Annotated in this window: 23 protein-coding genes and 1 tRNA gene; 16 read left to right on the forward strand and 8 right to left on the reverse strand. The window is 73.3% G+C overall.

Features of this window, described 5'->3' with window-relative positions:
• The first annotated feature begins 102 nt into the window (after positions 1–102).
• Positions 103–1011: an ABC transporter ATP-binding protein gene (locus tag O2V61_RS02830; RefSeq protein ID WP_269181817.1), complete on the forward strand. Its 909-nt coding sequence runs from the start codon at positions 103–105 to the stop codon at positions 1009–1011.
• Positions 1008–2240 (forward strand): ABC transporter permease, encoded by a 1233-nt coding sequence (locus O2V61_RS02835; RefSeq protein WP_269181818.1) that lies wholly within the window; start codon positions 1008–1010, stop codon positions 2238–2240. The genes O2V61_RS02830 and O2V61_RS02835 overlap by 4 nt, the downstream gene beginning before the upstream one ends.
• A 114-nt stretch (positions 2241–2354) precedes the next feature.
• On the opposite strand, the gene O2V61_RS02840 is transcribed toward O2V61_RS02835, so the two are convergent.
• Positions 2355–3272 carry an SMP-30/gluconolactonase/LRE family protein gene (locus tag O2V61_RS02840; protein WP_269181819.1) on the reverse strand — a complete coding sequence of 306 codons (918 nt, stop codon included), beginning with the start codon at positions 3270–3272 and terminating at the stop codon, positions 2355–2357.
• 55 nt (positions 3273–3327) lie between these two features.
• Between O2V61_RS02840 and ppc the strand changes: the two genes are divergently transcribed.
• The gene (gene ppc / locus O2V61_RS02845) at positions 3328–6132 is read left to right on the forward strand and encodes a phosphoenolpyruvate carboxylase (RefSeq protein ID WP_269181820.1); all 2805 of its coding nucleotides are present in this window, start codon (positions 3328–3330) and stop codon (positions 6130–6132) included.
• A gap of 95 nt (positions 6133–6227) precedes the next feature.
• On the opposite strand, the gene O2V61_RS02850 is transcribed toward ppc, so the two are convergent.
• Positions 6228–7358, reverse strand: a complete 1131-nt coding sequence (locus tag O2V61_RS02850) for an aminotransferase-like domain-containing protein (protein ID WP_269181821.1) — start codon at positions 7356–7358, stop codon at positions 6228–6230.
• A 34-nt stretch (positions 7359–7392) separates the two neighbouring features.
• Entirely contained in the window at positions 7393–8790 is a 1398-nt protein-coding gene (locus O2V61_RS02855) for an FAD-dependent oxidoreductase (RefSeq protein WP_269181822.1), read from the reverse strand.
• An 82-nt stretch (positions 8791–8872) separates the two neighbouring features.
• Here O2V61_RS02855 and O2V61_RS02860 point away from each other — a divergent pair, with 82 nt between their 5' ends.
• Positions 8873–9184, forward strand: a complete 312-nt coding sequence (locus O2V61_RS02860) for a putative quinol monooxygenase (protein WP_269181823.1) — start codon at positions 8873–8875, stop codon at positions 9182–9184.
• Positions 9185–9255: 71 nt separating this feature from the next.
• On the opposite strand, the gene O2V61_RS02865 is transcribed toward O2V61_RS02860, so the two are convergent.
• The 3 genes from O2V61_RS02865 to O2V61_RS02875 all read right to left on the reverse strand — a co-directional run bounded on the left by O2V61_RS02865 (position 9256) and on the right by O2V61_RS02875 (position 11902).
• Positions 9256–10065: an Fpg/Nei family DNA glycosylase gene (locus O2V61_RS02865; protein ID WP_269181824.1), complete on the reverse strand. Its 810-nt coding sequence runs from the start codon at positions 10063–10065 to the stop codon at positions 9256–9258.
• A gap of 106 nt (positions 10066–10171) precedes the next feature.
• Positions 10172–11539: a cryptochrome/photolyase family protein gene (locus tag O2V61_RS02870; protein ID WP_269181825.1), complete on the reverse strand. Its 1368-nt coding sequence runs from the start codon at positions 11537–11539 to the stop codon at positions 10172–10174.
• Positions 11540–11581: 42 nt separating this feature from the next.
• Entirely contained in the window at positions 11582–11902 is a 321-nt protein-coding gene (locus O2V61_RS02875; protein ID WP_269181826.1) for a GNAT family N-acetyltransferase, read from the reverse strand.
• A gap of 681 nt (positions 11903–12583) precedes the next feature.
• Between O2V61_RS02875 and O2V61_RS02880 the strand changes: the two genes are divergently transcribed.
• The 5 genes from O2V61_RS02880 (at position 12584) to O2V61_RS02900 (ending at position 16595) form a co-directional block, all read left to right on the forward strand.
• Positions 12584–13843, forward strand: coding sequence for a quaternary amine ABC transporter ATP-binding protein (locus O2V61_RS02880; RefSeq protein ID WP_269181827.1), 1260 nt, complete (start codon positions 12584–12586; stop codon positions 13841–13843).
• Entirely contained in the window at positions 13836–14834 is a 999-nt protein-coding gene (locus O2V61_RS02885) for an ABC transporter permease (RefSeq protein WP_269181828.1), read from the forward strand. The genes O2V61_RS02880 and O2V61_RS02885 overlap by 8 nt, the downstream gene beginning before the upstream one ends.
• A gap of 99 nt (positions 14835–14933) precedes the next feature.
• Entirely contained in the window at positions 14934–15860 is a 927-nt protein-coding gene (locus O2V61_RS02890; protein ID WP_269181829.1) for a glycine betaine ABC transporter substrate-binding protein, read from the forward strand.
• A gap of 150 nt (positions 15861–16010) precedes the next feature.
• Positions 16011–16086: transfer RNA gene (locus tag O2V61_RS02895), tRNA-Arg, on the forward strand.
• Positions 16087–16262: 176 nt separating this feature from the next.
• On the forward strand, positions 16263–16595 hold the full coding sequence (locus tag O2V61_RS02900) for a DF family (seleno)protein (RefSeq protein WP_269181830.1): 333 nt from the start codon (positions 16263–16265) through the stop codon (positions 16593–16595).
• Between the two features lie 229 nt (positions 16596–16824).
• Here O2V61_RS02900 and O2V61_RS02905 read toward each other — a convergent pair whose 3' ends face one another.
• Both O2V61_RS02905 and O2V61_RS02910 read right to left on the reverse strand, forming a co-directional pair.
• Complete coding sequence (locus tag O2V61_RS02905; protein ID WP_269181831.1) at positions 16825–17487, reverse strand: potassium channel family protein; 663 nt, start codon at positions 17485–17487, stop codon at positions 16825–16827.
• On the reverse strand, positions 17480–18850 hold the full coding sequence (locus tag O2V61_RS02910; RefSeq protein ID WP_269181832.1) for a TrkH family potassium uptake protein: 1371 nt from the start codon (positions 18848–18850) through the stop codon (positions 17480–17482). The genes O2V61_RS02905 and O2V61_RS02910 overlap by 8 nt, the downstream gene beginning before the upstream one ends.
• Before the next feature lie 142 nt (positions 18851–18992).
• On the opposite strand from O2V61_RS02910, the gene O2V61_RS02915 reads away from it, so the two are divergent.
• The 7 genes from O2V61_RS02915 to O2V61_RS02945 all read left to right on the forward strand — a co-directional run bounded on the left by O2V61_RS02915 (position 18993) and on the right by O2V61_RS02945 (position 23718).
• Positions 18993–19436: a hypothetical protein gene (locus tag O2V61_RS02915; RefSeq protein ID WP_269181833.1), complete on the forward strand. Its 444-nt coding sequence runs from the start codon at positions 18993–18995 to the stop codon at positions 19434–19436.
• Between the two features lie 54 nt (positions 19437–19490).
• The gene (locus O2V61_RS02920; RefSeq protein WP_269181834.1) at positions 19491–19787 is read left to right on the forward strand and encodes a hypothetical protein; all 297 of its coding nucleotides are present in this window, start codon (positions 19491–19493) and stop codon (positions 19785–19787) included.
• Positions 19788–19831: 44 nt separating this feature from the next.
• Positions 19832–20170: an ArsR/SmtB family transcription factor gene (locus O2V61_RS02925; RefSeq protein WP_269181835.1), complete on the forward strand. Its 339-nt coding sequence runs from the start codon at positions 19832–19834 to the stop codon at positions 20168–20170.
• The gene (locus O2V61_RS02930) at positions 20167–20649 is read left to right on the forward strand and encodes an SRPBCC family protein (protein ID WP_269181836.1); all 483 of its coding nucleotides are present in this window, start codon (positions 20167–20169) and stop codon (positions 20647–20649) included. Before O2V61_RS02925 ends, O2V61_RS02930 begins: the two co-directional genes overlap by 4 nt.
• Before the next feature lie 134 nt (positions 20650–20783).
• Positions 20784–21833 (forward strand): ABC transporter substrate-binding protein, encoded by a 1050-nt coding sequence (locus tag O2V61_RS02935; protein WP_269181837.1) that lies wholly within the window; start codon positions 20784–20786, stop codon positions 21831–21833.
• 74 nt (positions 21834–21907) lie between these two features.
• Complete coding sequence (locus tag O2V61_RS02940) at positions 21908–22906, forward strand: FecCD family ABC transporter permease (protein ID WP_269181838.1); 999 nt, start codon at positions 21908–21910, stop codon at positions 22904–22906.
• Positions 22903–23718, forward strand: a complete 816-nt coding sequence (locus O2V61_RS02945; protein ID WP_269181839.1) for an ABC transporter ATP-binding protein — start codon at positions 22903–22905, stop codon at positions 23716–23718. Before O2V61_RS02940 ends, O2V61_RS02945 begins: the two co-directional genes overlap by 4 nt.

Raw genomic sequence — 23718 nt, forward strand, 5'->3', positions numbered from 1 at the left:
CGAGATCGGCTGTTCACTTGACGATGTGGAAAGTGATGCGACAGGCTCCCAGTCGTTGCGGATGGCAAGGGCTGCTCGCACACGACGGACACCGGAGGAGCAGTGCTCGAGTTCGATGGCCTGTACAAGGCCTACGGCAGCAACCAGGTGCTCGAGGGGGTGAGCTTCACCGTGGCCCCGGGGCAGATGTTCGGCTTCTGCGGGTCCAACGGGGCGGGGAAGACCACCACGATGCGGATCGCCATGGGGCTCGCGCGCGCCGACGCCGGGAAGGTGCGCTGGTCGGGCCGGCCGGTCGACGAGATCGTCCGTCGCCGGATCGGCTACATGCCCGAGGAGCGCGGCCTGTACCCGAAGATGAAGGTCGGCGAGCAGCTGAGCTACTTCGCCCGGCTGCACGGGCTGGACGCCCGCGCCGCCGGACGCGCCGCCGAGCACTGGGCCGAGCGGCTCGGGCTGGGGGAGCGGCGCGGCGACCGGGTGGAGAAGCTGTCGCTGGGCAACCAGCAGCGGGTGCAGCTGGCGGCGGCGCTGGTCAGCGAGCCCGACGTGCTGATCCTCGACGAGCCGTTCTCCGGCCTGGACCCGGTGGGCGTCGACTCGCTGGCCGAGGCGCTGCTGGAGCAGTGCCGACGCGGGGTCCCCGTCGTCTTCTCCAGCCACCAGCTGGACCTGGTGGAGCGGCTGTGCGACGCCGTCGGCATCCTCGCCCGCGGGAGGATCGTGGCCAGCGGGACCGTCGCCGAGCTGCGGTCCACGACCGTCGGCCGGCAGCTGCGGGTGGTCGCCCCCGACGCATCGCCCGGCTGGGCCAGTGCGGTGCCCGGTGTGCGGGTGGTCTCCGAGCAGCGCGGTGACACCGTGCTCGAGCTCGCGCCCGGCACAGACGACCAGCAGGTGCTCGCCGCCGCCCTGGCCACCGGCCGGGTCACCCACTTCGCGTGGCGGGAGCCGACCCTGGTCGAGCTCTTCCGCGACGCCGTCACGACCCCTCAGGAGGTGGCGGCATGACCGCGACCGCACACCGCGACGTCCGCACGCCTGCGCCGGCACACTCCGACGTGAAGCCGCACAGCCCCGCACAACTGGTCCGCCTCGTGGCCGGCCGGGAGATCTCCACCCGGATCCGGGACAAGGGCTTCCTGGTCAGCTCCGCGGTGCTGATCCTGCTGATCATCGGCCTGATGGTCTTCCAGGTGGTCATCGGCGGCGGGGAGTCCACCAGCCGGATCGGCCTGGTCGGCGGCGACCAGGCCGTCGAGCAGGTGCTGCGGCAGCAGGGCCAGGCGCTGGACACCGAGGTGACCGTGGTCCAGCTGGCCGACGAGGACGCCGCCCGCACCGCCGTGGCCGAGGAGGACGTCGAGGCCGCGCTGCTGGACCCGACCGGCAGCCGCCCCGAGCTCCTGGTGCAGACCGCGGGCGGGAGCGCCGAGGACCTCGTGCAGAGCGCCCTGGCCGCCCTCTCCGTGGCCGACCAGCTCAGCGAGGCCGGGGTGCAGCTCGAGCCCGCCCCGGAGGTCGACGTCGTCGCCCTGGAGGGAGCCGAGGACGATCGTTCGCAGGCCACGATCGTCGCCCTGCTCGGGGTGGGGCTGCTGTACTTCCTCTTCATCCTCTTCGGGCAGTTCGTCGCGCAGGGCGTCGTCGAGGAGAAGTCGAGCCGGGTGGTCGAGCTGCTGCTGGCCACCATGCGCCCGTGGCAGCTGCTCGCCGGCAAGATCATCGGCCTGGGGGCGCTCGGGCTGATGCAGATCGCGGTGATCGCCGTGGTCGGGGTCGCCGGCGCGCTGGCCTTCGACGTCGTCGACCTGCCGGGGCAGCTGATCGGCACCGTGCTAACGGTGCTGGCCTGGTTCGTGATCGGCTACGCCTTCTACGCCGCGGTGTTCGCGGTGGCCGCCTCGCTGGTCAGCCGGCAGGAGGACCTGGGCAGCGTGCTGACGCCGACGACCATCCTGCTGGTGGTCGGGTTCGTCATCGCCCTGCAGGCCGCCCAGGACCCGAGCAGCACGATGGCCACGGTGACCTCCTACGTCCCGGGTCTGTCGCCGATGGTGATGCCGGTGCGGCAGGCCGCCGGCGAGGCCGCGTGGTGGGAGGTCGGGCTCGCCGTCCTGCTGATGGTCCTGGCGATCGCCGTCATCGTCCGGATCGGTGGACGGATCTACGCCGGTGCACTGCTCCGCACCGGTGGCCGGCTCAAGCTGCGCGAGGCCCTGGCGGCCGAGAAGTCCTGACCCCGAGCCGCCCGGTGATCAGGTCACCTGGTCGTGTGGGGACCTACCTGGTGGTCTGCCGCCAGGTAGGTCCCCCTCGGATCAGGCCACCTGATCCCAGGCGGACGACGGTGGTCAGCGCTGGCGCAGGCCGCTGAGCGGGCCGCGGTAGGCGTGCGCCGGCGGGCCGCTCACCCCGGGCCGCGCGGTGAACAGCCGGCCGGCGTCGGGCTGGGCGGCCCGGGTGGCGTCGTCCATCCCGTGCACCGACGTGCTGATCACCAGCAGGTCGCCGGCGAACGCGCAGCTGGTGGTGTTCTGGGCGTCGACCTCGACGACCGCGAGCAGCTCACCGTCGGGGGACCAGCGCCGCACCTGGGCGCCGCCCCACAGCGCCGTCCAGAGACAGCCCTCGTCGTCGACGGTGAGGCCGTCGGCGACGCCGTCGGGGTCCTCGCTGAAGTCCAGCAGCACCCGGCGTCGCCCGAACGCGCCGGTGTCCAGGTCGTAGTCGAAGGCCCAGACCACCTGCTGCCCGGAGTCGGAGAGGTACACGGTGCGGTCGTCGGGGGACCAGCCCAGCCCGTTGGAGATGGTGAGGCCGTCGAGCACGGTGCTGACCGTGCCGTCGAGGTCGAGCCGGTAGAGGCGGCCGGCCCCGGGCTGCTCGTCGAAGGCCATGGTGCCGGCGAAGAACCGGCCGGCCCGGTCGCAGGCGCCGTCGTTCATCCGGGTGCCGCCCGCGGACTCCGAGCCACCCTCCCCGGCGAGTTCGATCAGCACCTCCGCCGTGCCGTCGGCGGCCAGCCGGGTGATGCCCGCCCCGGCGCCCAGCAGCCAGCCGCCGGCGGCCGCCGGGGCGACGAAGCCCACCGTCTCACCGCCGCGGTGCTCGGCCACCGGGAGGACGTCGTCCCCGCTGACCGTGCCGCGCCGGACCAGCCCGGCGGTGATGTCCACCCAGAGCAGCTCCTGCGCGGCGGCGTCCCAGATCGGGCCCTCTCCGTGCTCGGCCGGGACGGGGCTGGTGGGTGTCGCCTGCAGTCGGATCACCCGCCCATCCTCCCCGGGACACCGGGCCGTCACACCGGTTGCGGATACTGCCCCCGTGTCCGAAGCCACCGTCGACGTTGCCGACCTGCGCCCTTCCGGGGGTCCCACCGACCCGGACGACCGCACCGACGAGCCCTTGCGGGCCGACATCCGACTGCTGGGCCGGGTCCTCGGGGAGGTGATCGGCGAGCAGGCCGGCACCGACGTGCTGGAGCTGGTCGAGGCCACCCGGGTCGAGGCGTTCCGGATCCGCCGCTCCGAGGTCGGCCGCTCCGAGCTCGCCGACCGGCTGGCCCAGCTCGACCTGCGCGAGGCCAACCACGTCGTCCGGGCGTTCAGCCACTTCTCGTTGCTGGCCAACATCGCCGAGGACGTGCACCACGAGCGCCGCCGCCGGCACCACCGCCGCGAGGGCTCGCCCCCGCAGAAGGGGAGCCTGGCGGCGTCGCTGGACCTGCTGGACGAGGCCGGCCTGGACGGCGACACCGTGGCCCGTGAGCTGGCGGGCGCGCTCGTCGTCCCGGTGGTCACCGCGCACCCGACCGAGGTGCGCCGCCGGACGATCTCCCAGGTGCAGCAGCAGGTCACCGACCTGATCCGGCAGCGCGACGACGCCGGGCCGTACGGGATCGACGAGCGGGCCTGGGCCGCGCACCTGTCCCGCGAGGTGCTCACCCTCTGGCAGACGGCGCTGCTGCGACTGTCCCGGCTGCGGCTGGCCGACGAGATCGACGAGGCGCTGCGCTACTACGACCTGTCGCTGTTCGAGGTCGTCCCGGCGATCAACACCGAGCTCCGCCAGGCCCTGCGCGAGCGCTGGCCGGACGCCGACCTGCTCGCCACCCCGATGCTGCAGCCGGGCTCCTGGATCGGCGGTGACCGGGACGGCAACCCGTTCGTCACCGCCGACGCGGTCCGCCGGGCCACCACCCGGCAGGCCGAGACGGCGCTGCGGCACCACCTCGCCGAGCTGATCTGCCTGGCCGACGAGCTGTCGATGTCCGACCGGCTGGTGACGCCCACCGACGCGCTCTACGCCCTGGCCGAGGCCTCCGGGGACGACTCGCCGTTCCGCGGCGACGAGCCCTACCGGCGCGCGCTGCGCGGGGTCTACCGGCGGCTGGCCGCGACCGCGCGTCGGGTGCTCGGCGCGGTGCCGGGGGAGGAGTCGGACGTCGACCTGCTGCCCTACGCCCTCCCCGAGGAGCTGATCGCCGACCTCGCGACGGTCGACGCCTCGCTGCGCAGCCACGGGGCGGGTGCGCTGGCCGACGACCGGCTGGCCCGGCTGCGCGACGCGGTGGAGGTCTTCGGCTTCCACCTGTGCGGGCTGGACATGCGGCAGAACTCCGCGGTGCACGAGGAGGTGCTGGGCGAGCTGCTGGCCTGGGCCGGGGTGTGCGAGGACTACGCCGCACTCGACGAGGCGGCCCGGGTCGAGCTGCTCACCGGGGAGCTGCGGCTGCGCCGGCCGCTGGTGCGCCCGGGCGCCGAGCTCTCCGAGCTGGCCCGTGGCGAACTGGACCTGCTGGTGGCGGCCGCCGAGCAGGTGGCGCTGCTCGGCCCGCGCGCGATCCCGAACTACGTGATCAGCATGTGCGAGTCGGTCAGCGACGTGCTGGAGGTCGCCGTCCTGCTCAAGGAGGTCGGGCTGCTCGACCCGGGCGCCGAGGGAGGCCCGCGCTGCTCGGTGGGCATCTCCCCGCTGTTCGAGACGATCGGCGACCTGCAGGCCGCCGGCACGATCCTGGCCGCGATGCTGGACCAGCCGCTGTACCGGGCGCTGGTGGCCAACCGCGGCGACGACCAGGAGGTGATGCTCGGCTACAGCGACAGCAACAAGGACGGCGGCTACCTGGCCGCCAACTGGGCGCTGTACCGGGCCGAGCTGGCGCTGGTCGAGGTCGCCCGCGCCAACGGCATCCGGCTGCGGCTGTTCCACGGCCGCGGCGGCACCGTCGGCCGGGGCGGCGGCCCCAGCTACGAGGCGATCCGGGCGCAGCCGCCGGGTTCGGTGGCCGGGGCGCTGCGGATCACCGAGCAGGGCGAGGTGATCGCGGCCAAGTACGCCTCACCCGACCTGGCCCGCCGCAACCTGGAGGCGCTGGTCGCGGCCACGCTGGAGTCGACGCTGCTGGACATCGAGGGCCTGGGCGCGGACGCCGAGGAGGTCTACGCGCTGCTGGACGACCTGGCGGCGCGGGCCCAGGGCGCCTACCGGGCGCTGGTGCACGAGACGCCGGGCTTCGTCGAGTGGTTCCGCGCCGCGACCCCGATCCGGGAGCTGGCTGAGCTGAACATCGGCAGCCGGCCGCCGTCCCGCAAGGCCGGGGACAAGATCGCCGACCTGCGGGCTATCCCGTGGGTGTTCAGTTGGTCGCAGGCCCGGATCATGCTGCCCGGCTGGTACGGCACCGGGACGGCGCTGGAGTCCTGGGTCGACGGCTCACCGGAGCGGCTCGCCCAGTTGCGGGACCTGCACCGGCGGTGGCCGTTCTTCCGCACCGTGCTGTCCAACATGGGGATGGTGCTGGCCAAGACCGACCTGGAGCTGGCCGCCCGGTACGCCGAGCTGGTGCCCGACCCCGAGCTGCGCGACCGGGTGTTCAGCCAGATCACCGCCGAGCACGAGCGGACGGTGCGGATGCTGCTGGCGGTCACCGGCGACGAGCAGCTGCTGGCCGACAACCCGTCGCTGGCCCGGTCGATCCGCAACCGGTTCCCCTACCTGGAGCCGCTGCACCACCTGCAGGTGGAGATGCTGCGCCGCCGCCGCGAGGGGGACGACGACGAGCTGGTGCGCCGCTGCATCCAGCTGTCGGTCAACGGCGTCGCCACCGCCCTGCGCAACAGCGGCTGAGGTGGTCCGGGCACGCTTGTGCTCTGCTCACTGGTGGTGAGCAGAGCACAAGCGTCCCGACCGGGGCAGGCCCGCGCCGAGGGGTGCGGGCCCGCTCAGCTGCGGGCGGCCTCGATGGCGGCGGCCAGCCGGCGCACGCCCTCGTCGACGTCGCCGGGCTGTACCGCCGAGTAGGCCAGCCGGAAGCTGGTGTGCCCGCCCTCGAGCAGGAAGTCGGTGCCGGGCACGATCGCGACCCCGCGGGCAGCGGCCTCGGTGGTGATCCGGGTGACGTCGTGGCCCTCGCCCTCGGGCAGGGACACCCACAGGAAGTAACCGCCCTCGGGACGGCGGAAGGTCGCCTGCGGCAGGTGCGTGCGCAGCGCGTCGTCCAGCAGCCCGACCCGCTCGGCCAGCGCCGACTTCACCCGCTCCAGCGCGGCCGGGAACCGGTCGCCCTGCAGGTAGGCGTGCACGGTGCCCTGGGCGACCATGTTCGGTGCGATGTAGGTGTTGGTGGCCCGCACCCGGATCTTCTCGATGATCGCCGGCGGCCCGACCAGGTAGCCCACCCGGATGCCCGGGCAGACGGTCTTGGAGAACGACGAGGCGTAGACGACGTGCTCGCTGGCCGCGCCGCCGTCCAGCTCCAGCATCCGCGGCAGCGGCTCCCCGCTGAACCGGATGTCGACGTACGGGTCGTCCTCGAACAGCACGAACCCGTGCTCGCGGGCCAGCTCCAGCAGCCGCTCGCGCTTGGCCAGCGAGAGCGTGTAGCCGGCCGGGTTCTGGAAGTTGGGGATGACGTGCGCCAGCGTCGGCCGCAGCCCACCGTCCAGCAGGGCGGCGAGCTCGTCGACGGAGATGCCGTCCTCCTCCAGCGTCACCAGGTGCACGTCGGCGCCGCGCGAGCGCAGCCCGAGCAGGGTGCGGTCGTAGGTCGGTCGCTCGGTGATCACCGCAGCGCCCGGGGTGGCCAGCTCGTCGAAGAGGAAGGCGTCGGCCTGCATCGAGCCGTTGGTCACCAGCACGTGCTCGACCGGGACGCCGTGCTTCTCGGCGATCCACTTTCGCAGCGGCACGTAGCCGACCGCCGTCCCGTAGCCGGTCATCCCGGCCGGGTCGGAGTCGAACGCGGCGACCGCGGCCTGCTTGAGGCCCTCGACGTCGACGATGTCGGTCGACGGGGCCCCGCGGGCGAAGGAGATCATCGTGGTGGCGGGCGAGGTCTGTGCTGAGCCGGTCACGCGACCGAGTCTGCCGTACCGCGCCACCCCCGGCTCAGCCCTCCTGCGCCGCTGCGGCGGCTCGGACGGCGTCCAGCAGCTGCTGCCGGTCGTGGAGGGTGGTGCGGGCCCGGCCGTGCACCGCGCCGAGGGCGATCTCGGCGGCGTCGATGGCCCGCCAGTCGGAGAGCAGCACGGGGTGCCCGCCGCGGGCGAGCAGGGTGTCGACCCAGTCGTCGTCCCCGCCGGGCGCCAGCACCCCGGCGGCCACGTCGGCCAGCAGCGAGGCGACGGTCTCCCGGGCGTCGTGCTTGTTGGTGCCGACGACGCCGGTCGGCCCCCGCTTGATCCACCCGGCCACGTACTCGCCCCGGCTCACCCCGCCGTCGCGGAGCACCCGGCCGGCGTCGTGCGGCACCGTGCCGCCGTCCAGCGGCAGCCCCGGCAGCGCGTGCCCGCGGTAGCCGACCGAGCGCACCACCAGGTCGGCCGGGACGACGTCGAGCTCCCCGGTGCCGACCGCGCGGCCGTCGGTGTCGACCCGGGTGCGCTCCACCTCCACCCCGATGACCCGGTCGGTGCCGAGCAGCCGGACCGGGCGGGCGTGGAAGCGCAGCCGGACGCTGACCGTGCCGGGGGCGGCTTCGTGTCCGGCGTAGTCGGCGAGTGCGGCGAGGTTGCGGGCGACGTGCCGGTCCTCGGCGGCCAGCGCCGCGTCCCCGGCGTCGGTGAGGTCGGCCGGGTCGACCAGCACCGTCGCGGCGGCCAGGTGGCCCAGCTCGCGCAGCTCCTGGGTGGTGAAGCTGGCCTGTGCCGGGCCGCGGCGGCCGAGCACGGTGATCCGCTCGACCGGGGCGTCGGCCAGCGTGTCCAGCACGTGGTGCGGCATGTCGGTGGGGTGCAGCTCGGCGGCGGAGCGGGCGAGCACGCGGGCCACGTCGAGGGCCACGTTGCCCACGCCGACCACCACGACGTCCCGGGCCCGGGACACCAGCTCCTCGACCCGCGCCCGGTCGGCGTCGGGGTGCCCGCAGTACCAGGCGACGACGTCGGTGGCGGCCAGGCTGCCGGGCAGCTCCTCGCCGGGGATGCCCAGCGCGCGGTCACCGGCCGCGCCGTAGGTGTAGACGACGGCGTCGACGTGCCGGCGCAGCTCGTCCAGGGCGAGGTCGGTGCCGATCTCCACGTTGCCGACGAAGCGCACCCGCTCGTGGTCCAGCGTGTGGTGCAGCGTCTCCCGCAGCGCCCGCATCTTCAGGTGGTCGGGGGCGATGCCGTGCCGCACCAGGCCGAACGGGGTGGGCAGCCGGTCGATCAGGTCGACGGCGACCGGGACGTCGTCCTGCCCGGCGAGGGCGTCGGCGGCATAGATGCCCGCCGGCCCGGCGCCGACGACGGCGACGCGCAGCGGGCGTCCGGGCAGCGATCGGTCGGGCACAGTGGGTTGGGCCACGCCCGCATCGTCGTCCCGATGACGGGTAGGCGCCAGGGTGAACCCCGGGCAGTCGAGCCCGACCACCGCTGAGGAGTCCTGCGTGTCCATCACGATCGTCGCCACCATCTCGCCCAAGCCCGGCCGCGCCGATGCCGTCCGGGAGGCGTTCACCGCCGCCATCCCGAAGGTGCACGAGGAGTCCGGCTGCGAGCTGTACGCCCTGCACGAGGACGGCTACGGCTTCGTGATGATCGAGCGCTGGGCCACCCAGGACGACGTCAAGGCCCACGGGGCGGGGGACACGTTCAACCAGCTCACCGAGAGCGTCAAGGACGACCTGACCGAGCCGATCGGCGTCCGGCTGCTGCAGGCCGTCCCGGCGGGCGACGAAGCCAAGGGCGCCCTCCGCTGAAGGGGGCATAGGAGGCTCTCCACCCGGTATGGCGCCGTAGACCGGGTGGAAAGCCTCCTATGCCTCGGCCCTCAGACCGCTTGGCAGGTGGGGCACCAGAAGAGGTTGCGGCCGACCATGAGCTCGGTGCGCACCTCGGTGCCGCAGATGCGGCAGGGCAGCCCGGAGCGCCGGTAGACGTAGTGCGCGTCCTCGCGCAGCGCCGGGCCGCGCCGGCGTTCGCGGTCCTCGCGCTCGGTGGTGACGATCCGGCCGGCCTTGACCCCGGCCTTCATCAGCGTCACGAGGTCGGCCCACATCGCGTCCCAGGTGGCGGCGTCGACGTCCCGGCCGAGCCGGAAGGGGCTCAGCCGCTGCCGGAACAGCACCTCGGCCCGGTAGACGTTCCCGACGCCGGCCAGCACGGCCTGGTCCATCAGCAGCGCGCCGATGGTGGTCCGGCTGCGGGAGATGCGGGTGAACGCCTTCGCCGGGTCCGACCGCCGGCGCAGCGGGTCCGGGCCCAGCCGGTCGAGGATCAACTGCACCTCGCCGTCGGTGATCAGGTCGCAGGCGGTGGCGCCGCGCAGGTCGGTCCACACGCCCTCGCCGTCCTCGCCCGGTCCCTCCCAGCGCATCCGCAGGGCACCACGGGGCGCGGGCGGCAGGCCGGTGCCGGAGGTGAACTTCCCGTAGAGGCCCAGGTGGACGTGGACGACGTCTGGGCCGAAGAAGGCGAACAGGTGCTTGCCGTAGGAGGTCACCTCGTCGAGCACCCGGCCGTCGAGCAGCTCGGCCGGACCGGCGAAACGGCCCTGCGGGCTGGTCACGTGCACCTCGCGGCCGGCGAACGCGGCCTGCTGCTCGCGGGCCAGTCGGAACAGGGTGTGGCCCTCAGGCACGGACGATCACGCCGTCCAGCTTCACCCGCGCCGGCCGCCTCCGCCACGACGGCCCCCGTGACCCACCCGACACCCGAGGGCAGAAATGGCCATTTCTGCCCTCGGGTCAACGGGCGCGGACGGCGGCGTAGCGGTCCAGGGACACCTGCCGCTCGTGGGCGTGGTCGACGACCGGCTCGGGGTAGCCGGCCGGGACGCCGCCGGGCGCCGTCCACGGCTCGTGCACGTGCTTCGGGTCCAGGTCGCGCAGCTCGGGCACCCAGCGCTTCACGTAGGCGCCGTCCGGGTCGAACTTCTTGCCCTGGGTGATCGGGTTGAACACCCGGTAGTACGGCGAGGCGTCGGTGCCGGTGCCGGCGACCCACTGCCAGCCGTGGTTGTTGCTGGCCAGGTCACCGTCGACCAGGTGCTGCATGAACCACCGCGCGCCGCGGGTCCACTCCTGGTGCAGGTCCTTGACCAGGAACGAGGCGACGATCATCCGCACCCGGTTGTGCACGTAGGCCTCACCGAGCAGCTGCCGCATTCCGGCGTCGACGATCGGGAAACCGGTGCGGCCGGTCTCCCAGGCGCGCACCAGCTCCTCGGCGTCCGGCCCGGAGTCGTAGCCCATGCCCTGCAGCTGCGGGTTGAGGTACTCCCGGGCGGAGTCGGGCCGGTGCCACAGGACGTCGGCGTAGAAGTCGCGCCAGGCCAGCTCGTCGGTGTAGCGGCGCACCGACTCCGAGCCCTGCTCGGCGGCCAGGTCGGCGAGCAGCGTCCGCGGGTGGATGCAGCCGTACTTCAGGTACGCCGACAGCCGGCTGGTCCCGTTGGTGCCGGGGCGGTCGCGGCCCTCGTCGTACCCGAGCAGCCGTTCGTCCCGGAACCGGTGCCAGGCCTCCCGGGCCGCGGCCTCGCCGGCCGGAGGGAGCTGGACGTCGTCCAGGTCGGGCCGCGGCGGGGGCTCGTCGGAGCGCACGTCGTGCTGCCACGGGACCGGGTCGGGGCGGACGGCGGGGGAGTGCCAGCCGTGCTCCCGCCAGGCGCGGGCGAACGGGGTGAAGACCCGGAACGGCGTCCCGTCCCGCTTGACCACCCGGCCGGGCGCCACCGCGTACGGCGAGCCGGTGCGCACCAGCGGGACGTCGCCCAGCGCCCGCTCCACCGCCTGGTCGCGCCGCCGTCCGTACGGGCCGGCGTCGGCGGTGACGTGCACGCTCACCGCCTCCAGCTCGGCGACCAGCCGGGGGAGGACGGCGGCCGGGTCGCCGGTGCGCGTGACCAGGGCGCCGCCGGTCGAGGCGCCGAGCTCGGCCAGGCAGTCGAGCAGGAACCGCCGGCGCGGCTCGCCGGAGGGGCCGTAGAGCCGGTCGTCGAAGACGAAGACCGGGACGACGGCGCCCCCGGGCCCGGCGGCGTCGACGGCGGCGAGGAGGGCCGGGTGGTCGTCCAGACGCAGGTCGCGGCGGAACCAGAGCAGGGCGGTGGGCACCCGGCTGAGCCTAGGAAGACCCCGCCGGTGCCGCTGGGTGGATCAGCTGTGGGCGGGGGCGAGGCCGAAGGTGGGCCGGTCGGCCTCGGCCACGAGGTCCAGCTGCTCGGGGTGGTCGACCAGGTACTTCCGGATGAACGAGCAGTAGGGGAGCACGTGCAGGCCGCGCTCGCGCGCGGCGGTGAGGACGGTGCCGACCAGCTGCGTCCCGAGGCCTCTGCCGCCCATCGCCGGGTCGATCTCGGTGTGCGGCAGGGTCATCAGGCCCTGGTCGACGTGGTAGCTGGCCAGGCCGACGACGCGCTCGCCGTCCCGGATCTCGAAGCGGCCCCGCTCGGGGACGTCGACGACCGTGATCTCCATCTGTGCTCTCCACCTCCCGCGCCTCCGGCGCCGTTGCCGGGGCTCGTACGTGCTGACACAAGGTAACGGTTGCGACACGGTGCCGCCCGCATCTCCTTCCACGCGTCGGCCACCCCGGAGGTTCCCCGACCCGCGCCCATCGCGGTCGTCGATTCGGCGATCGACCGGGCTGGAATTGCTGTCCAGTTGTGCCACATGGAGATCTGATGACGATTCCATGACGACGCGGCAACACATTTTTCGGTTGCCCTCACGGCATGATCCACACCTGATACCCCCAGCTCAGATCGGCAACACCTGCCCGACGGAACCGATCTCGACCGCGCCATGGATTTGTCATTGTGGTCTTCGACACCCCCATGTGCGTCACGACCGCATAACGGATTTCCCCGATAGGTGGAAAGCGCCATTTGCATTCGCCATTTGCTGTTAGCGTCCTGTTCCGAGATGGGGCGGGCCCTGCCTGCCCCACCCCGGCTCTCTGACCGGCGCACCGAGACGTGCGCGCCGACGCCACCGGCGTCGTGGCCGGCGAGCCGCACCCGCGCCTCACGGCGCCCACCCGAGGGGTGGTGCGCCGGGTGGCACGACACGGGCAGATGACGAGCGCTCCGCGGAGCTGCGCGCCCCTGCTGGTCGGGCCGCCGGGCCGGGGTCCTGTCCGCAGACGAGAGGTTGCCCGTGCCCGCAGTACATGCCGAGGGGTTGTTCAAGGTCTTCGGCCGGCGGACCGCCGAGGCGGTCGACCGGCTCCGGGACGGCGCCTCCGTGGCCGACGTGCGGGAGCGTGGCGCGACCCCGGCCGTCATCGACGTCAGCTTCACCGTCGAGCCGGGCGAGATCTTCGTGGTCATGGGGCTGTCCGGCTCGGGCAAGTCGACGCTGCTGCGGATGCTCAACGGGCTGCTGGAGGTCACTGCCGGCACCGTGCACGTGGGTGAGGCCGAGCTGACCGCGCTGGACGAGAAGGCGCTGCGCCGGCTCCGGCAGGAGCAGATGAGCATGGTGTTCCAGCACTTCGCCCTCTTCCCGCACCGCAGTGTGCTGGACAACGCCGCCTATGCCCTCGAGGTGCGCGGCGTCGACCGCGCCACCCGCCGGGCCAGGGCGCAGGAGGCCCTCGCACTCGTCGGGCTCGACCAGTGGGCAGACCAGAAGCCGGGGCAGCTCTCCGGCGGCATGAAGCAGCGGGTCGGCCTGGCCCGCGCGCTCGCCGCCGACACCGACCTGCTGCTGATGGACGAGGCGTTCAGCGCGCTGGACCCGTTGATCCGCCGCGAGATGCAAGACCAGCTGCTGGAGCTGCAGGCCTCGCTGGGCAAGACGATCGTCTTCATCACCCACGACCTGAACGAGGCCATGCGCCTCGGTGACCGGATCGCGATCATGCGCGACGGCCGGGTCGTGCAGATCGGCACGCCGGACCAGATCCTCGAGACCCCGGCCGACGACTACGTCAAGCAGTTCCTCGCCGACGTCGACCGTGGGCGGGTGTTCACCGCGCGGCACGTGATGGTGGAGGCGCCCACCCTGGTCGCGCCGGCGGCCGCGCCCGCACACGTGCTCCGGACGATGCAGGAGCACCGCTCCGGTTCCGTGCTCGTGGGTGACGGCGACGGCCGGGTGGCCGGGGTGGCCACCGAGGACGCCGTCCGGGCCGCCGTCGCGACCGGCGCACCGTCGCTGGCCGGCCTCGCCCTGCTGCCCCCGGTCGACGTCCGGGCGACCACCACGCTGAGCGACCTGCTCGCCCCGGCCGCCCAGGACGAGGTGCCGGTGACCGTCGTGGACGACGACGGCCGGCTGCTGGGGGTCGTGCCCCGCGGGGCGGTCCTGGCTGCCCTCGGGGGCGTCCCGCGCCCCGCGCCGTCCGCCGCGCCGGCATCGGCCGACCCGGTGGGCGCCACCGCCATGGCGACGAAGGAGACCACCCGTGGCTGACACCGTGTTCCGGGCCGCCGAGGACGGCGCCCTGCCGCAGATCCCGGTGGGCGACTGGATCGACACCGGCTTCGACTGGGTGACCGAGAACTTCTCCCCGGTCTTCGACGTGATCAGCGACGTCACCGAGGCCGGTGTGGAGGGGCTGCGCGACGCGTTGCTGTTCCCCCCGTCGATCCTGCTGGCCGTCCTGCTGGCCGTGCTCGGCGGCGTGGTGCGATCGGTGCGCTTCGGCGTCGTCTCGCTGCTGGGCCTGCTGCTGCTCATCAGCATGCGGATGTGGGAGCCGGCCATGGCCACGCTGGCCCTGGTCCTGGTGTCCGCGTTGATCGCGGTGGCGATCGGCATCCCGATCGGGATCGCGGCGGCCAAGAGCGACCGGGTCAGCTCCGCTCTCCGGCCGGTTCTCGACTTCATGCAGACCATGCCGGCCTTCGTCTACCTCGTGCCCGCGGTGACGTTCTTCGGGATCGGTCTCGTCCCCGGGGTGGTCACCACGATCATCTTCGCCATGCCGCCCGGCGTCCGGCTGACCGAGCTGGGCATCCGGCAGGTCGACCAGGAGCTGGTGGAGGCCGGGCACGCCTTCGGCAGCCCGCCGGGCCGGATCCTGCGCGGCATCCAGCTGCCGCTGGCCCTGCCGACGATCATGGCCGGGGTCAACCAGGTGATCATGCTGGCGCTCTCCATGGCGGTCATCGCCGGGCTGATCGGCGCGGCCGGCCTGGGTGGCGTCGTGGTCACCAGCATCTCCCGGCTCGACATCGGACTCGGCTTCGAGGGCGGCCTCTCGGTGGTCATCCTCGCCATCTACCTCGACCGGTTGACCAGCGCGTTCGGCCAGCAGCGCGGTCGCCTCGGCGCGATCCCGAGCTTCCTCAGCCGCGGTGGCTCGGTCGGCAAGGGCGGCCTCGCCGCCAGCAGCCGGTCCGCCGATGCGGTCACGCCCGTCGGGACCGACCAGAACTCACCGAACCGACCTGCCCGGTAGCCGACCGGCGCGGCCCTCCCGGGCCGTCGCCGCGGAGCCGGAGCACCAACGGTGCGCGGGGCAGTCGACCGCCACCAGATGTAGGAGAGGAACGACCGCATGAACAAGCACCTGACCACCCGAGGCGCACGCCTGGCCGCCGGCCTCGCCGCCGTCGCACTCACCGCCACCGCCTGCGGTGGGGACGCCGAGGAGGACACCACCGCCGCCGGCGGGACGTCGTCCGGCAGCGACTGCGAGACCGTCAACCTGGGCTTCATCCCGTCCTGGACCGACGGCCTGAGCATGGCCCACCTGTGGGACGGCGTCCTCGGCGAGCAGGGCATCGAGGTCGAGATGACCGAGATCTCCGAGGCGGCTCCGCTGTACGCCGGCCTGGCCGGGGGCGACGTCGACGTCTACCCGTCCGCCTGGTCCGAGGTCACCCACGCGGCCTACATGGAGGAGTACGGCGACCAGCTCGAGGACCTCGGTGCGTGGTACGAGGGCGCCAAGCTGACCTTCGCCGTCCCGGAGTACACCGACATCGAGTCGATCGCCGACCTGGCTGGCAACGCCGAGATGTTCGACGGCCGGATCGTCGGGATCGAGCCGGGTGCGGGCCTCACCGCCACCACCAAGGACAGCGTCATGCCGACCTACGGGCTGGAGGGGGACTACACGCTGGTCGAGTCCTCCACGACCGCGATGCTGGCCGAGCTGCAGGCGGCGACCGACGCCAACGAGGACATCGTCGTCACCCTGTGGCGCCCGTTCTGGGCCAACAGCGAGTTCCCGGTCAAGGACCTCGCCGACCCGGAAGGCGCCCTGGGCGACGCCGAGGGCCTGCACACGCTCGCGCGTGAGGGCTTCGCGGCCGACTGTGCCGACGTGGCTGCGATGATGGAGAACGCGACCCTCACCGACGAGCAGTACGGCTCGCTGGAGAACCTGGTCGTCAACGAGTACGGCGAGGGCCGGTACGCCGAGGCCGTCGAGGCCTGGCTCGAGGAGAACCCGGACTTCATGGAGTCCCTGCAGGCCTGATCCACGGTGCCGCCGCCTCCCGGGCGCCGGCACGCAGGACGCGAGGGGCCCGACGGCGCATGCCGTCGGGCCCCTCGGCCGTCCGATACCCTCTCGTCGGCAACCGGGTCCGCGCCCAGCGGCTCGGTGGTGGTGCGCCGCACCGCCGCAGCCCCCGTAGCTCAGGGGATAGAGCATCGGTTTCCTAAACCGTGTGCCGCAGGTTCGAATCCTGCCGGGGGCACCAAGAAACACCAGCTCAGGCCTGTTGTCGATACCGAGTGATCGGGACGAGAGTCGGATCTGGGCACGCGATGGACACGGGCGGCGGCATCGATGCGGTCGGCGTCCAGCTCGTCTCCGAAGAAGGTGCTCGTACAGGTCGAGCGTCATCGCCGCCGAAGCCCGGGCTGGGTCCGCCGTATGGACGTCGCCCTTCTCTACTTCGACGGCTGCCCCAACTGGGAGGTGGCGGACGCGCGCCTCCGCGACGCACTCGCGGAGATCGGATGCGGCGATGTCCGGGTCGAGCACCGCGCCGTCAGCACGCCCGAAGAAGCGGAAGCGGCGGAGTTCCGAGGCTCTCCGACCGTGCTGGTGAACGGGCAGGATCCCTTCCTGGACCAGGACAGCCCCGTGGGGCTGTCCTGCCGGGTGTACCGGACAGCGGACGGCCTCGCTGGCTCACCGACCGTCCGCCAACTGATCGGAGTGCTCCGTGAAGCTGCTGGGCCGTCGCTCGACTCCCGCGACTGACGAAACGGTGACCTGCGGCTGCTGTGAACGGGAGCGCCCGTCGAGGGCAGCCCATGAGCTCGGTGGCACGCCCGGTGTGTACATCTGCCGGACCTGCGCGGCTTGGGTCGTCGGGAGGACGCTGCGCGTTAGGCGGACGCTCCGCTAGCCGCTTCTGCTCGGTGGCGACTCCCCCGGGGGCCTCAACCGTGTGCCGCAGGTTCGGATCCTGCCGGCACCCACCCGGTGGTCACTGCAGTTCGACGAAGCGCTCCACGTGGGCCGGCCGGCCGGCGATGACGATCTCCGCGCCGTACGTGAGCACGGTGTCGTAGTCGGCGTGGGTGTAGCTCGCCGTGTTCTCCGGCTTCACGGACACCACCGTGACGTGGTGCCGCTTCCGCAGACCGGTCTGGCCCAGCGGGACGCCGACGATCTCCCGCGGCGGCTTGGTCTTGGCGAACACCCACTGCGGGTCCAGCTCCACCCAGTCCAGCAGGCGGCCGGCGACCAGGTGCGCGATCCGCTCGCCCATCTCCTGCTCGGGGAAGACCACGTGATGGGCGCCGATGCGGCTCAGGATGGTCGCCTGCTGTCGGGTGACGGCCTTGGCCCAGATGGTGGGGATCTCGAGCTCGGACAGCAGCGCGGTGGTGAGGATGCTCGCCTCGAGGTGGCCGCCGATGGCCACGACGACGCGGCTGAAGTCGGCGATGCCGATCTCGGTCAGCGCGTCCGCGTCGGTGGTGTCGGCGATGACGACCTGGCCCAGCTGCCCCGACAGCCGCTGGACGATGTCGGGCCGGTTGTCCACGGCGAGCACCTCGGTGCCGCCTCGGGCCAGCTCCAGGGCGAGTGCGGTGCCGAACCGGCCCAGGCCGAGCACGGCGACGGGGTCCTTGTGGCTAGCCAACGATGGTCCTCTCCTCGGGGAGTTGGTGCCGGCGGGCGCGGTCGCGGAGCGCGAGCCCGGAGGCCAGGGTGAGCGGCCCGATCCGGCCGACGTACATGAGCAGCACGAGCAGGAGCTGCCCGGCTGCGGGGACGTCGGCGGTGATGCCGGTGGACAGGCCGACGGTGGAGAACGCGGAGACGACCTCGAACAGCACCTGGTCGAAGGTGAAGTCGGTCAGCGCCTCCAGCACGAAGGTGGAGACGGCCACCACGCCGATGCCGAGCAGTGCGATCGCCAGCGCCTGGCGCTGGTTGGTGCTCGGCACCCGGCGACGGCCCACCTCGACATCAGGGTCACCGCGCATCTCCGCCCAGAGGACGTAGGCCAGCAGGCCGAAGGTGGTCACCTTGATGCCGCCGGCCGTGCCGGCGCTGCCGCCGCCGATGAACATCAGCGCGTCGGTGAGCAGCAGCGTCTCGGGCTGGTAGGCGGCGATGTCGAGGTTGTTGAACCCGGCCGTGCGCGGCATCACCGCCGCGGTGAACGCAGCCAGCACGGTCGCCCCGGCGCTCAGCGGGCCCAGGGTGCCCGGGTTGTCGGCCTCGGCGAGCAGGAACAGCAGGGTCCCGCCGACGAGCAGGACGACGGTGACGATGACGGTGATCCGGGTGAGCACCGACCAGTTCTTCGGCGTCCGCCACTCGCGGACCAGCTCGAAGACCACCGGGAAGCCCAGGCCGCCGGTGATGACGGCGACGCAGATCGTCACGCTGATCCACGGGTCGGCCACGTACGGGATCAGGTTGGCGGGGTGGAGCCCGAACCCGGCGTTGTTGAACGCCGAGATGGCGTGGAACACGCCCTGGTAGGCGGCCGTCGCCGGCGGCTGGTCGTAGCCGGTCGCGAACCGGATCCCGAGCACGACGGCGACCACGGCCTCGATGCCGAGGCTGAAGAGCACCACCCGGCGGATGACCCGGCGGACGTCCGCGGCGGACAGCGCCTTGGTCTCCGCCTGGGCGATCAGCCGGGCCCGCAGCCCCAGCCGGCGCGACAGCACGAGCGCGACCAGGGTGGCCAGCGTCATGATCCCGAGCCCGCCGGCCTGGATGAGCAGCAGGATCACGCCCTGGCCGAAGCCGGACCAGTACGTGCCGGTGTCCACGGTGACCAGCCCGGTGACGCAGACCGCGGACGTGGCGTGGAAGAGCGCGGTGAGGAGGTCGGCGCGCCCGGGGCCGGCGACGGCGACGGGCAGCGACAGCAGCGCGGTGCCGATGGCGACCGCCACGGCGAAGGCGCCGGCGATCACCCGCCCCGGGTGGTGGAATCCGCGAGCGGGGGTCGAGGGGCCGGCCGGGTTGCGGATTCCCTGTGTCATCGCAGGCCCGTCGGGCGGACGCAGGCGCGGGCGGGCACCGCGACACCGTGCCACACCCCGCCGTCCCGGCAGCCCCGTACCGCGCGGCCACGCCGACCCGCCGGTCGCATCGCTCGCCACGGCACCGGCGACACTGGGGAGCATGACCGCTGCTGATCCCGGGCCGCGGGCCGGCCAGAGCCCCAGGCCCCTGAGCGACGACGCGCGGGACCTGCTCGACGCGCTGCTCGCCCACGACTTCCTCGGCGTCGCCGAGCTGCGCGCCCAGGTGCCGCGGGCTGCCGCCACGACAGGCTGCCGCTGCGGGTGCGGGACCCTCGACCTGCACGTGCCCGACGACGTCCCGGCCGCGCCGGCGAGCGGGCCGGCACCGGTCGAGGGGACGGTCGTCGGCGCCGACGGGGCGCCCGTGGGCGGAGTCCTGCTGTTCGTCGAGGACGGTCGGCTGAGCCGCCTGGACGTCACCTCCCACGGTGACCCGCTCCCGCTGCCCTCCCCGGACCGGGTCACCTGGGGCCCCACCCGCTGGGCGGGTGCGGACACGGTGCGCCGGCCCGCCCGGTTCCGGCGGGGCCGATCGGACTGAGGACACGGCGGCCCGGCCGCATCCGACCGCACCCCGGCGGGTACCACGCGGTGGGTGTCAGCACGCAGCGCGGCGGTCGCCGCCTCCGACCAGTGGACCGACCCCGACGACGCCGTCCGGTACCCGGCCGGGGAGGTGCACGCCTGGACGCCGGGGCGCAACGAGACGGTCTGCGGCCTGTCGCTGAGCCGGTCGCGGCTGACCCGGTTCCCGCACGTCACCTGGGCCGACGTGCAGCCCGAGTCCGGTCGGCACGCGGAGGGCGTGCAGACCGTCTGCCGGCGCTGCCGCGCGGCCCAGGGCGCGCGCCGGGACGATCGCGGCTGGACCCGGACCGACCCCCGTCCCTGAGCGGAGGCCTTGACCGAGCCGACCGTAAGTCCTAGCTTACGTTCGTGGTCACTTACCAAGGACGCGACGGGTGGGAGGCGCTGGGGGACCCCACCCGGCGCGCCATCGTCGCCTCGCTGGCCGAGCGACCGCAGGCCGTGGGGGAGCTCGCCGACGAGCTGCCGATCAGCCGTCCGGCGGTCTCCCAGCACCTGAAGGTCCTCAAGGACGCCGGACTCGTCATCGACCGCGCCGCCGGCACGCGCCGGGTCTACCGGCTCAGCCCCGAGGGCCTCGGCGCCCTGCGGGACCAGCTCGACACGTTCTGGCGCCGCGCACTGGACGGCTATCAGGACGTCGTCGTGCACGACCCCGATGGACACCCGACACAGGAGGACTCATGACCGAGACAGCCGCCCTCGTGGTCCGCAGGCAGATCGTCGTCCAGGCCCCGATCGACCGGGCCTTCGCGACGTTCACCGAGCGGCTCGGCGACTTCAAGCCACCAGAGCACAACCTGCTCGGCGTCCCGATCGCCGAGACCGTGTTCGACCCGGTCGTCGGTGGCCACGTCACCGACCGGGGCATCGACGGCAGCGAGTGCAGCTGGGCGCGCGTCCTGGCCTTCGAGCCACCCGACCGGGTCGTCTTCAGCTGGGACATCAGCCCGCAGTGGCAGGTGGAGACGGATCCCGAGCACACCAGCGAGGTGGAGGTCCGTTTCCTCGCCGAGGGCCCGGAGCGCACGCGGGTGGAGCTGGAGCACCGCCACCTCGATCGCCACGGCGACGGCTGGGAGGCCGTCCGTGACGGGGTCGCCGACGACGCCGGCTGGCCGCTGTACCTGGCGAGGTACGCCGACCTGGTCTCCCGGGGGAGCTGACGAGCCGGGTCCAGGGCTCCGATGGGTCGCAGGTAGCTTAGGCAAGCCTCAGCACGCCTCCGGTGCGTGCCCGGCCTCCTGACGCCACGTCAGGCAGGGCCGCGCACCCGGACCCATCGACAGGGACCTCCAGCATGCGCACGTCCTCCGGCCGGGTGGGCCGCACCGCCACCGCCATCGCCGCTGTCCTGGCCCTCGCCGCCTGCGGTGCCTCCGAGTCGGTCCCCGAGGCCGAGGCGGCGAGCGGGGGCGAGAGCGCCACCGACTACCCGCTGGTGGTCGACAACTGCGGCGAGTCGATGACCTTCGAGGCCGCTCCGCAGCGGGTCCTCTCGCTCGACCAGGGTTCGACGGAGATCCTCCTCGCGCTCGGCCTGGGCGACCGGGTGGTCGGCACCGCGTCCTGGACCGACCCGGTCCTGCCCGAGCTCGCCGACGCCAACGCCTCGGTGCCACGGCTGGCCGACAACGCCCCCAGCTACGAGGCCGTCCTGGGCGCCGACCCGGACTTCGTCACCGCCTCCTTCGGCCGGCACTTCCGGCAGGGCGGCGTCGTCGAGCGGCCTCGGCTGGCCGAGACCGGGATCGCCTCCTACCTGTCGCCGACCGACTGCGAGGGCGACCTGGTCATCAACGGCGGCGGCACCCGCACCACTCCGCTGGAGGTCGACTCCCTGTACCGGGAGATCCGGGAGCTGGCCGAGGTCTTCGACGTCTCCTCCCGTGGGGAAGAGCTCATCACGCAGCTGCAGGAGCGGGCCGACGCCGCGACCGACCGGATCGAGGCCAGTGACCTCACGATGGCCTTCTGGTTCGCCGACACGAAGACCCCCTACGTGGCCGGCGGCCTCGGCTCGGCGAACCTGCTGGCGACCACCGTGGGCGCGGAGAACGTCTTCGCCGACCTCGACGACGACTGGCCGGCGGTGGGCTGGGAGACCGTGGTCGAGCGGGACCCGGACGTGCTGGTCCTGGGCGACCTGCAGCGCGACCGGTTCCCCGGCGACCGGCTGGCGGACAAGGAGGCCTTCCTGGCCGCCGACCCGCTGACCAGCACGATGCGGGCGGTCCAGGACGAGGCCTACGTCGCGCTGCACGGTGCCGAGATGAACCCCTCGATCCGCTTCGTGGACGCGCTGGAGAAGCTGGCCGACGGCCTGGACGAGATCGGGCAGGCACCCTGACCACCGCGACCACCCCCGTCACGGAGGGGCTCGGGAGCGAGTCCGGGACGTCGCGCCGGAGCGCGCTCCGGGCGGTGCTGCTGCTCGCCGGCGGGATCGTCGCGGTGGCCCTCTCGGTGGGTGCCGCGATCACGCTCGGGCCGGCGGACGTCTCGTTGGTGAACGTCCGCGACGTGCTGCTCAACCACCTCGGGCTGGCCGACATCCCGGTCCGGGTGGTGAAGGACGCGATCGTCTGGGAGGAGCGGCTGCCCCGGGCGCTCACCGCGGCGGCGGCCGGCGCCGGCCTGGGGATCTGCGGTGCGGTGATGCAGTCCCTGCTGCGCAACCCGCTGGCCGACCCGTTCCTGCTGGGGATCTCCTCCGGCGCCTCCACCGGCGCGGTGGTGATCGGCGTCCTGGGGGTCGGCGGGTCCGTGCTCGGCCTCTCCGGCGGGGCCTTCATCGGCGCGCTCCTGGCCTTCGCCCTGGTCATGCTGCTGGCCCGGCTGGCCGGCGGCGGCACCGACCGGGTGATCCTGGCGGGGGTGGCGAGCACCCAGCTGTTCTCCGCGCTGACCTCGTTCGTGATCTTCGCCTTCGCCGACGCCGACGAGACCCGCGGCGTGATGTTCTGGCTGCTGGGCTCGCTGGAGGGCGTGCGCTGGGACGACGTGGCGCTGTGCGCCGTCGTCGTCGGCGTGGGCATCGCGCTGTGCCTGACCTACGCCCACGCGCTGGACGCCTTCTCCTTCGGCGACGAGATCGCCGCCTCGCTGGGCATCGCCGTGTCCCGGGTGCGGCTGGGCCTGCTGGTGCTCACCGCGCTGATCACCGCGACGCTGGTGAGCGTGACCGGCGCCATCGGCTTCGTCGGCCTGGTGCTCCCGCACGCCGCCCGGTTCCTCTTCGGACCCCGGCACGCCGCGCTGATCCCGGCCACGGCGCTGATCGGCGCCGTCTTCATGGTGTGGGTCGACGCCGTCTCGCGGGTGGCGTTCCAGCCGACGCCGCTGCCGGTCGGGGTGGGGACGGCGCTGGTCGGGGTGCCGGCCTTCGTGCTGATCCTGGTGCGGAAGCGGCGGGCGGCGTGACGCTGGAGGCCGACCGGGTCGTGTGGCACCGCGGTGGGGCGCTCGTCGTCGACCAGGTGACCCTGCGCCCGGCCCCCGGGACGACGATCGGCCTGCTGGGGCCGAACGGCTCGGGGAAGTCCTCGCTGCTGCGGCTGCTGGGCGGCACCGCCAAGCCGGACTCCGGGGTGGTCACCCTCGACGGCGCCGAGCTCCGCTCCCTCACCCGGCGCGACATCGCCCGGGCCGTGGCCGTGGTGAGCCAGCACGCCGACACCGACGTCGACATCCGCGTGCGGGACGTCGTGCGGCTCGGCCGGATCCCGCACCGCGGCTCCTTCGGCACCGCCTCCGCGACCCGCGACGAGGAGGCCGTCGCCGACGCGTTGCGGCACGCCGGGCTGACCGACAAGGCCGACCAGCGTTGGGACACCCTCTCCGGGGGAGAGCGTCAGCGCGCCCACATCGCCCGTGCGCTGGCGCAGGAGCCCCGCGAGCTGCTGCTGGACGAGCCGACCAACCACCTGGACATCCGCCACCAGCTCGAGCTGCTATCGCTGGTCTCGCGGCTGCCGGTCACCAGCGTGATCGCCCTGCACGACCTCAACCTGGCGGCCACCTTCTGCGACGAGGTGATCGTCCTGGAGCGTGGCCGGGCGGTGGCCGGCGGGACGCCGAGGGAGGTGCTCACCGCGGAGCTCATCGCCCGGGTGTACGGCGTGCGCGCCCGGGTGGGCGTGGACGAGCGGGGTCGGCTCACCGTGCTGTTCGAGCCCGGCCCGCTCGACGAGTCGGCCGAGCTGACCCCGGAGGACGCGCCCCGGCCCTGGTGA

Source organism: Modestobacter sp. VKM Ac-2985 (assembly GCF_026967925.1).
Classification (GTDB): Bacteria; Actinomycetota; Actinomycetes; order Mycobacteriales; family Geodermatophilaceae; genus Modestobacter.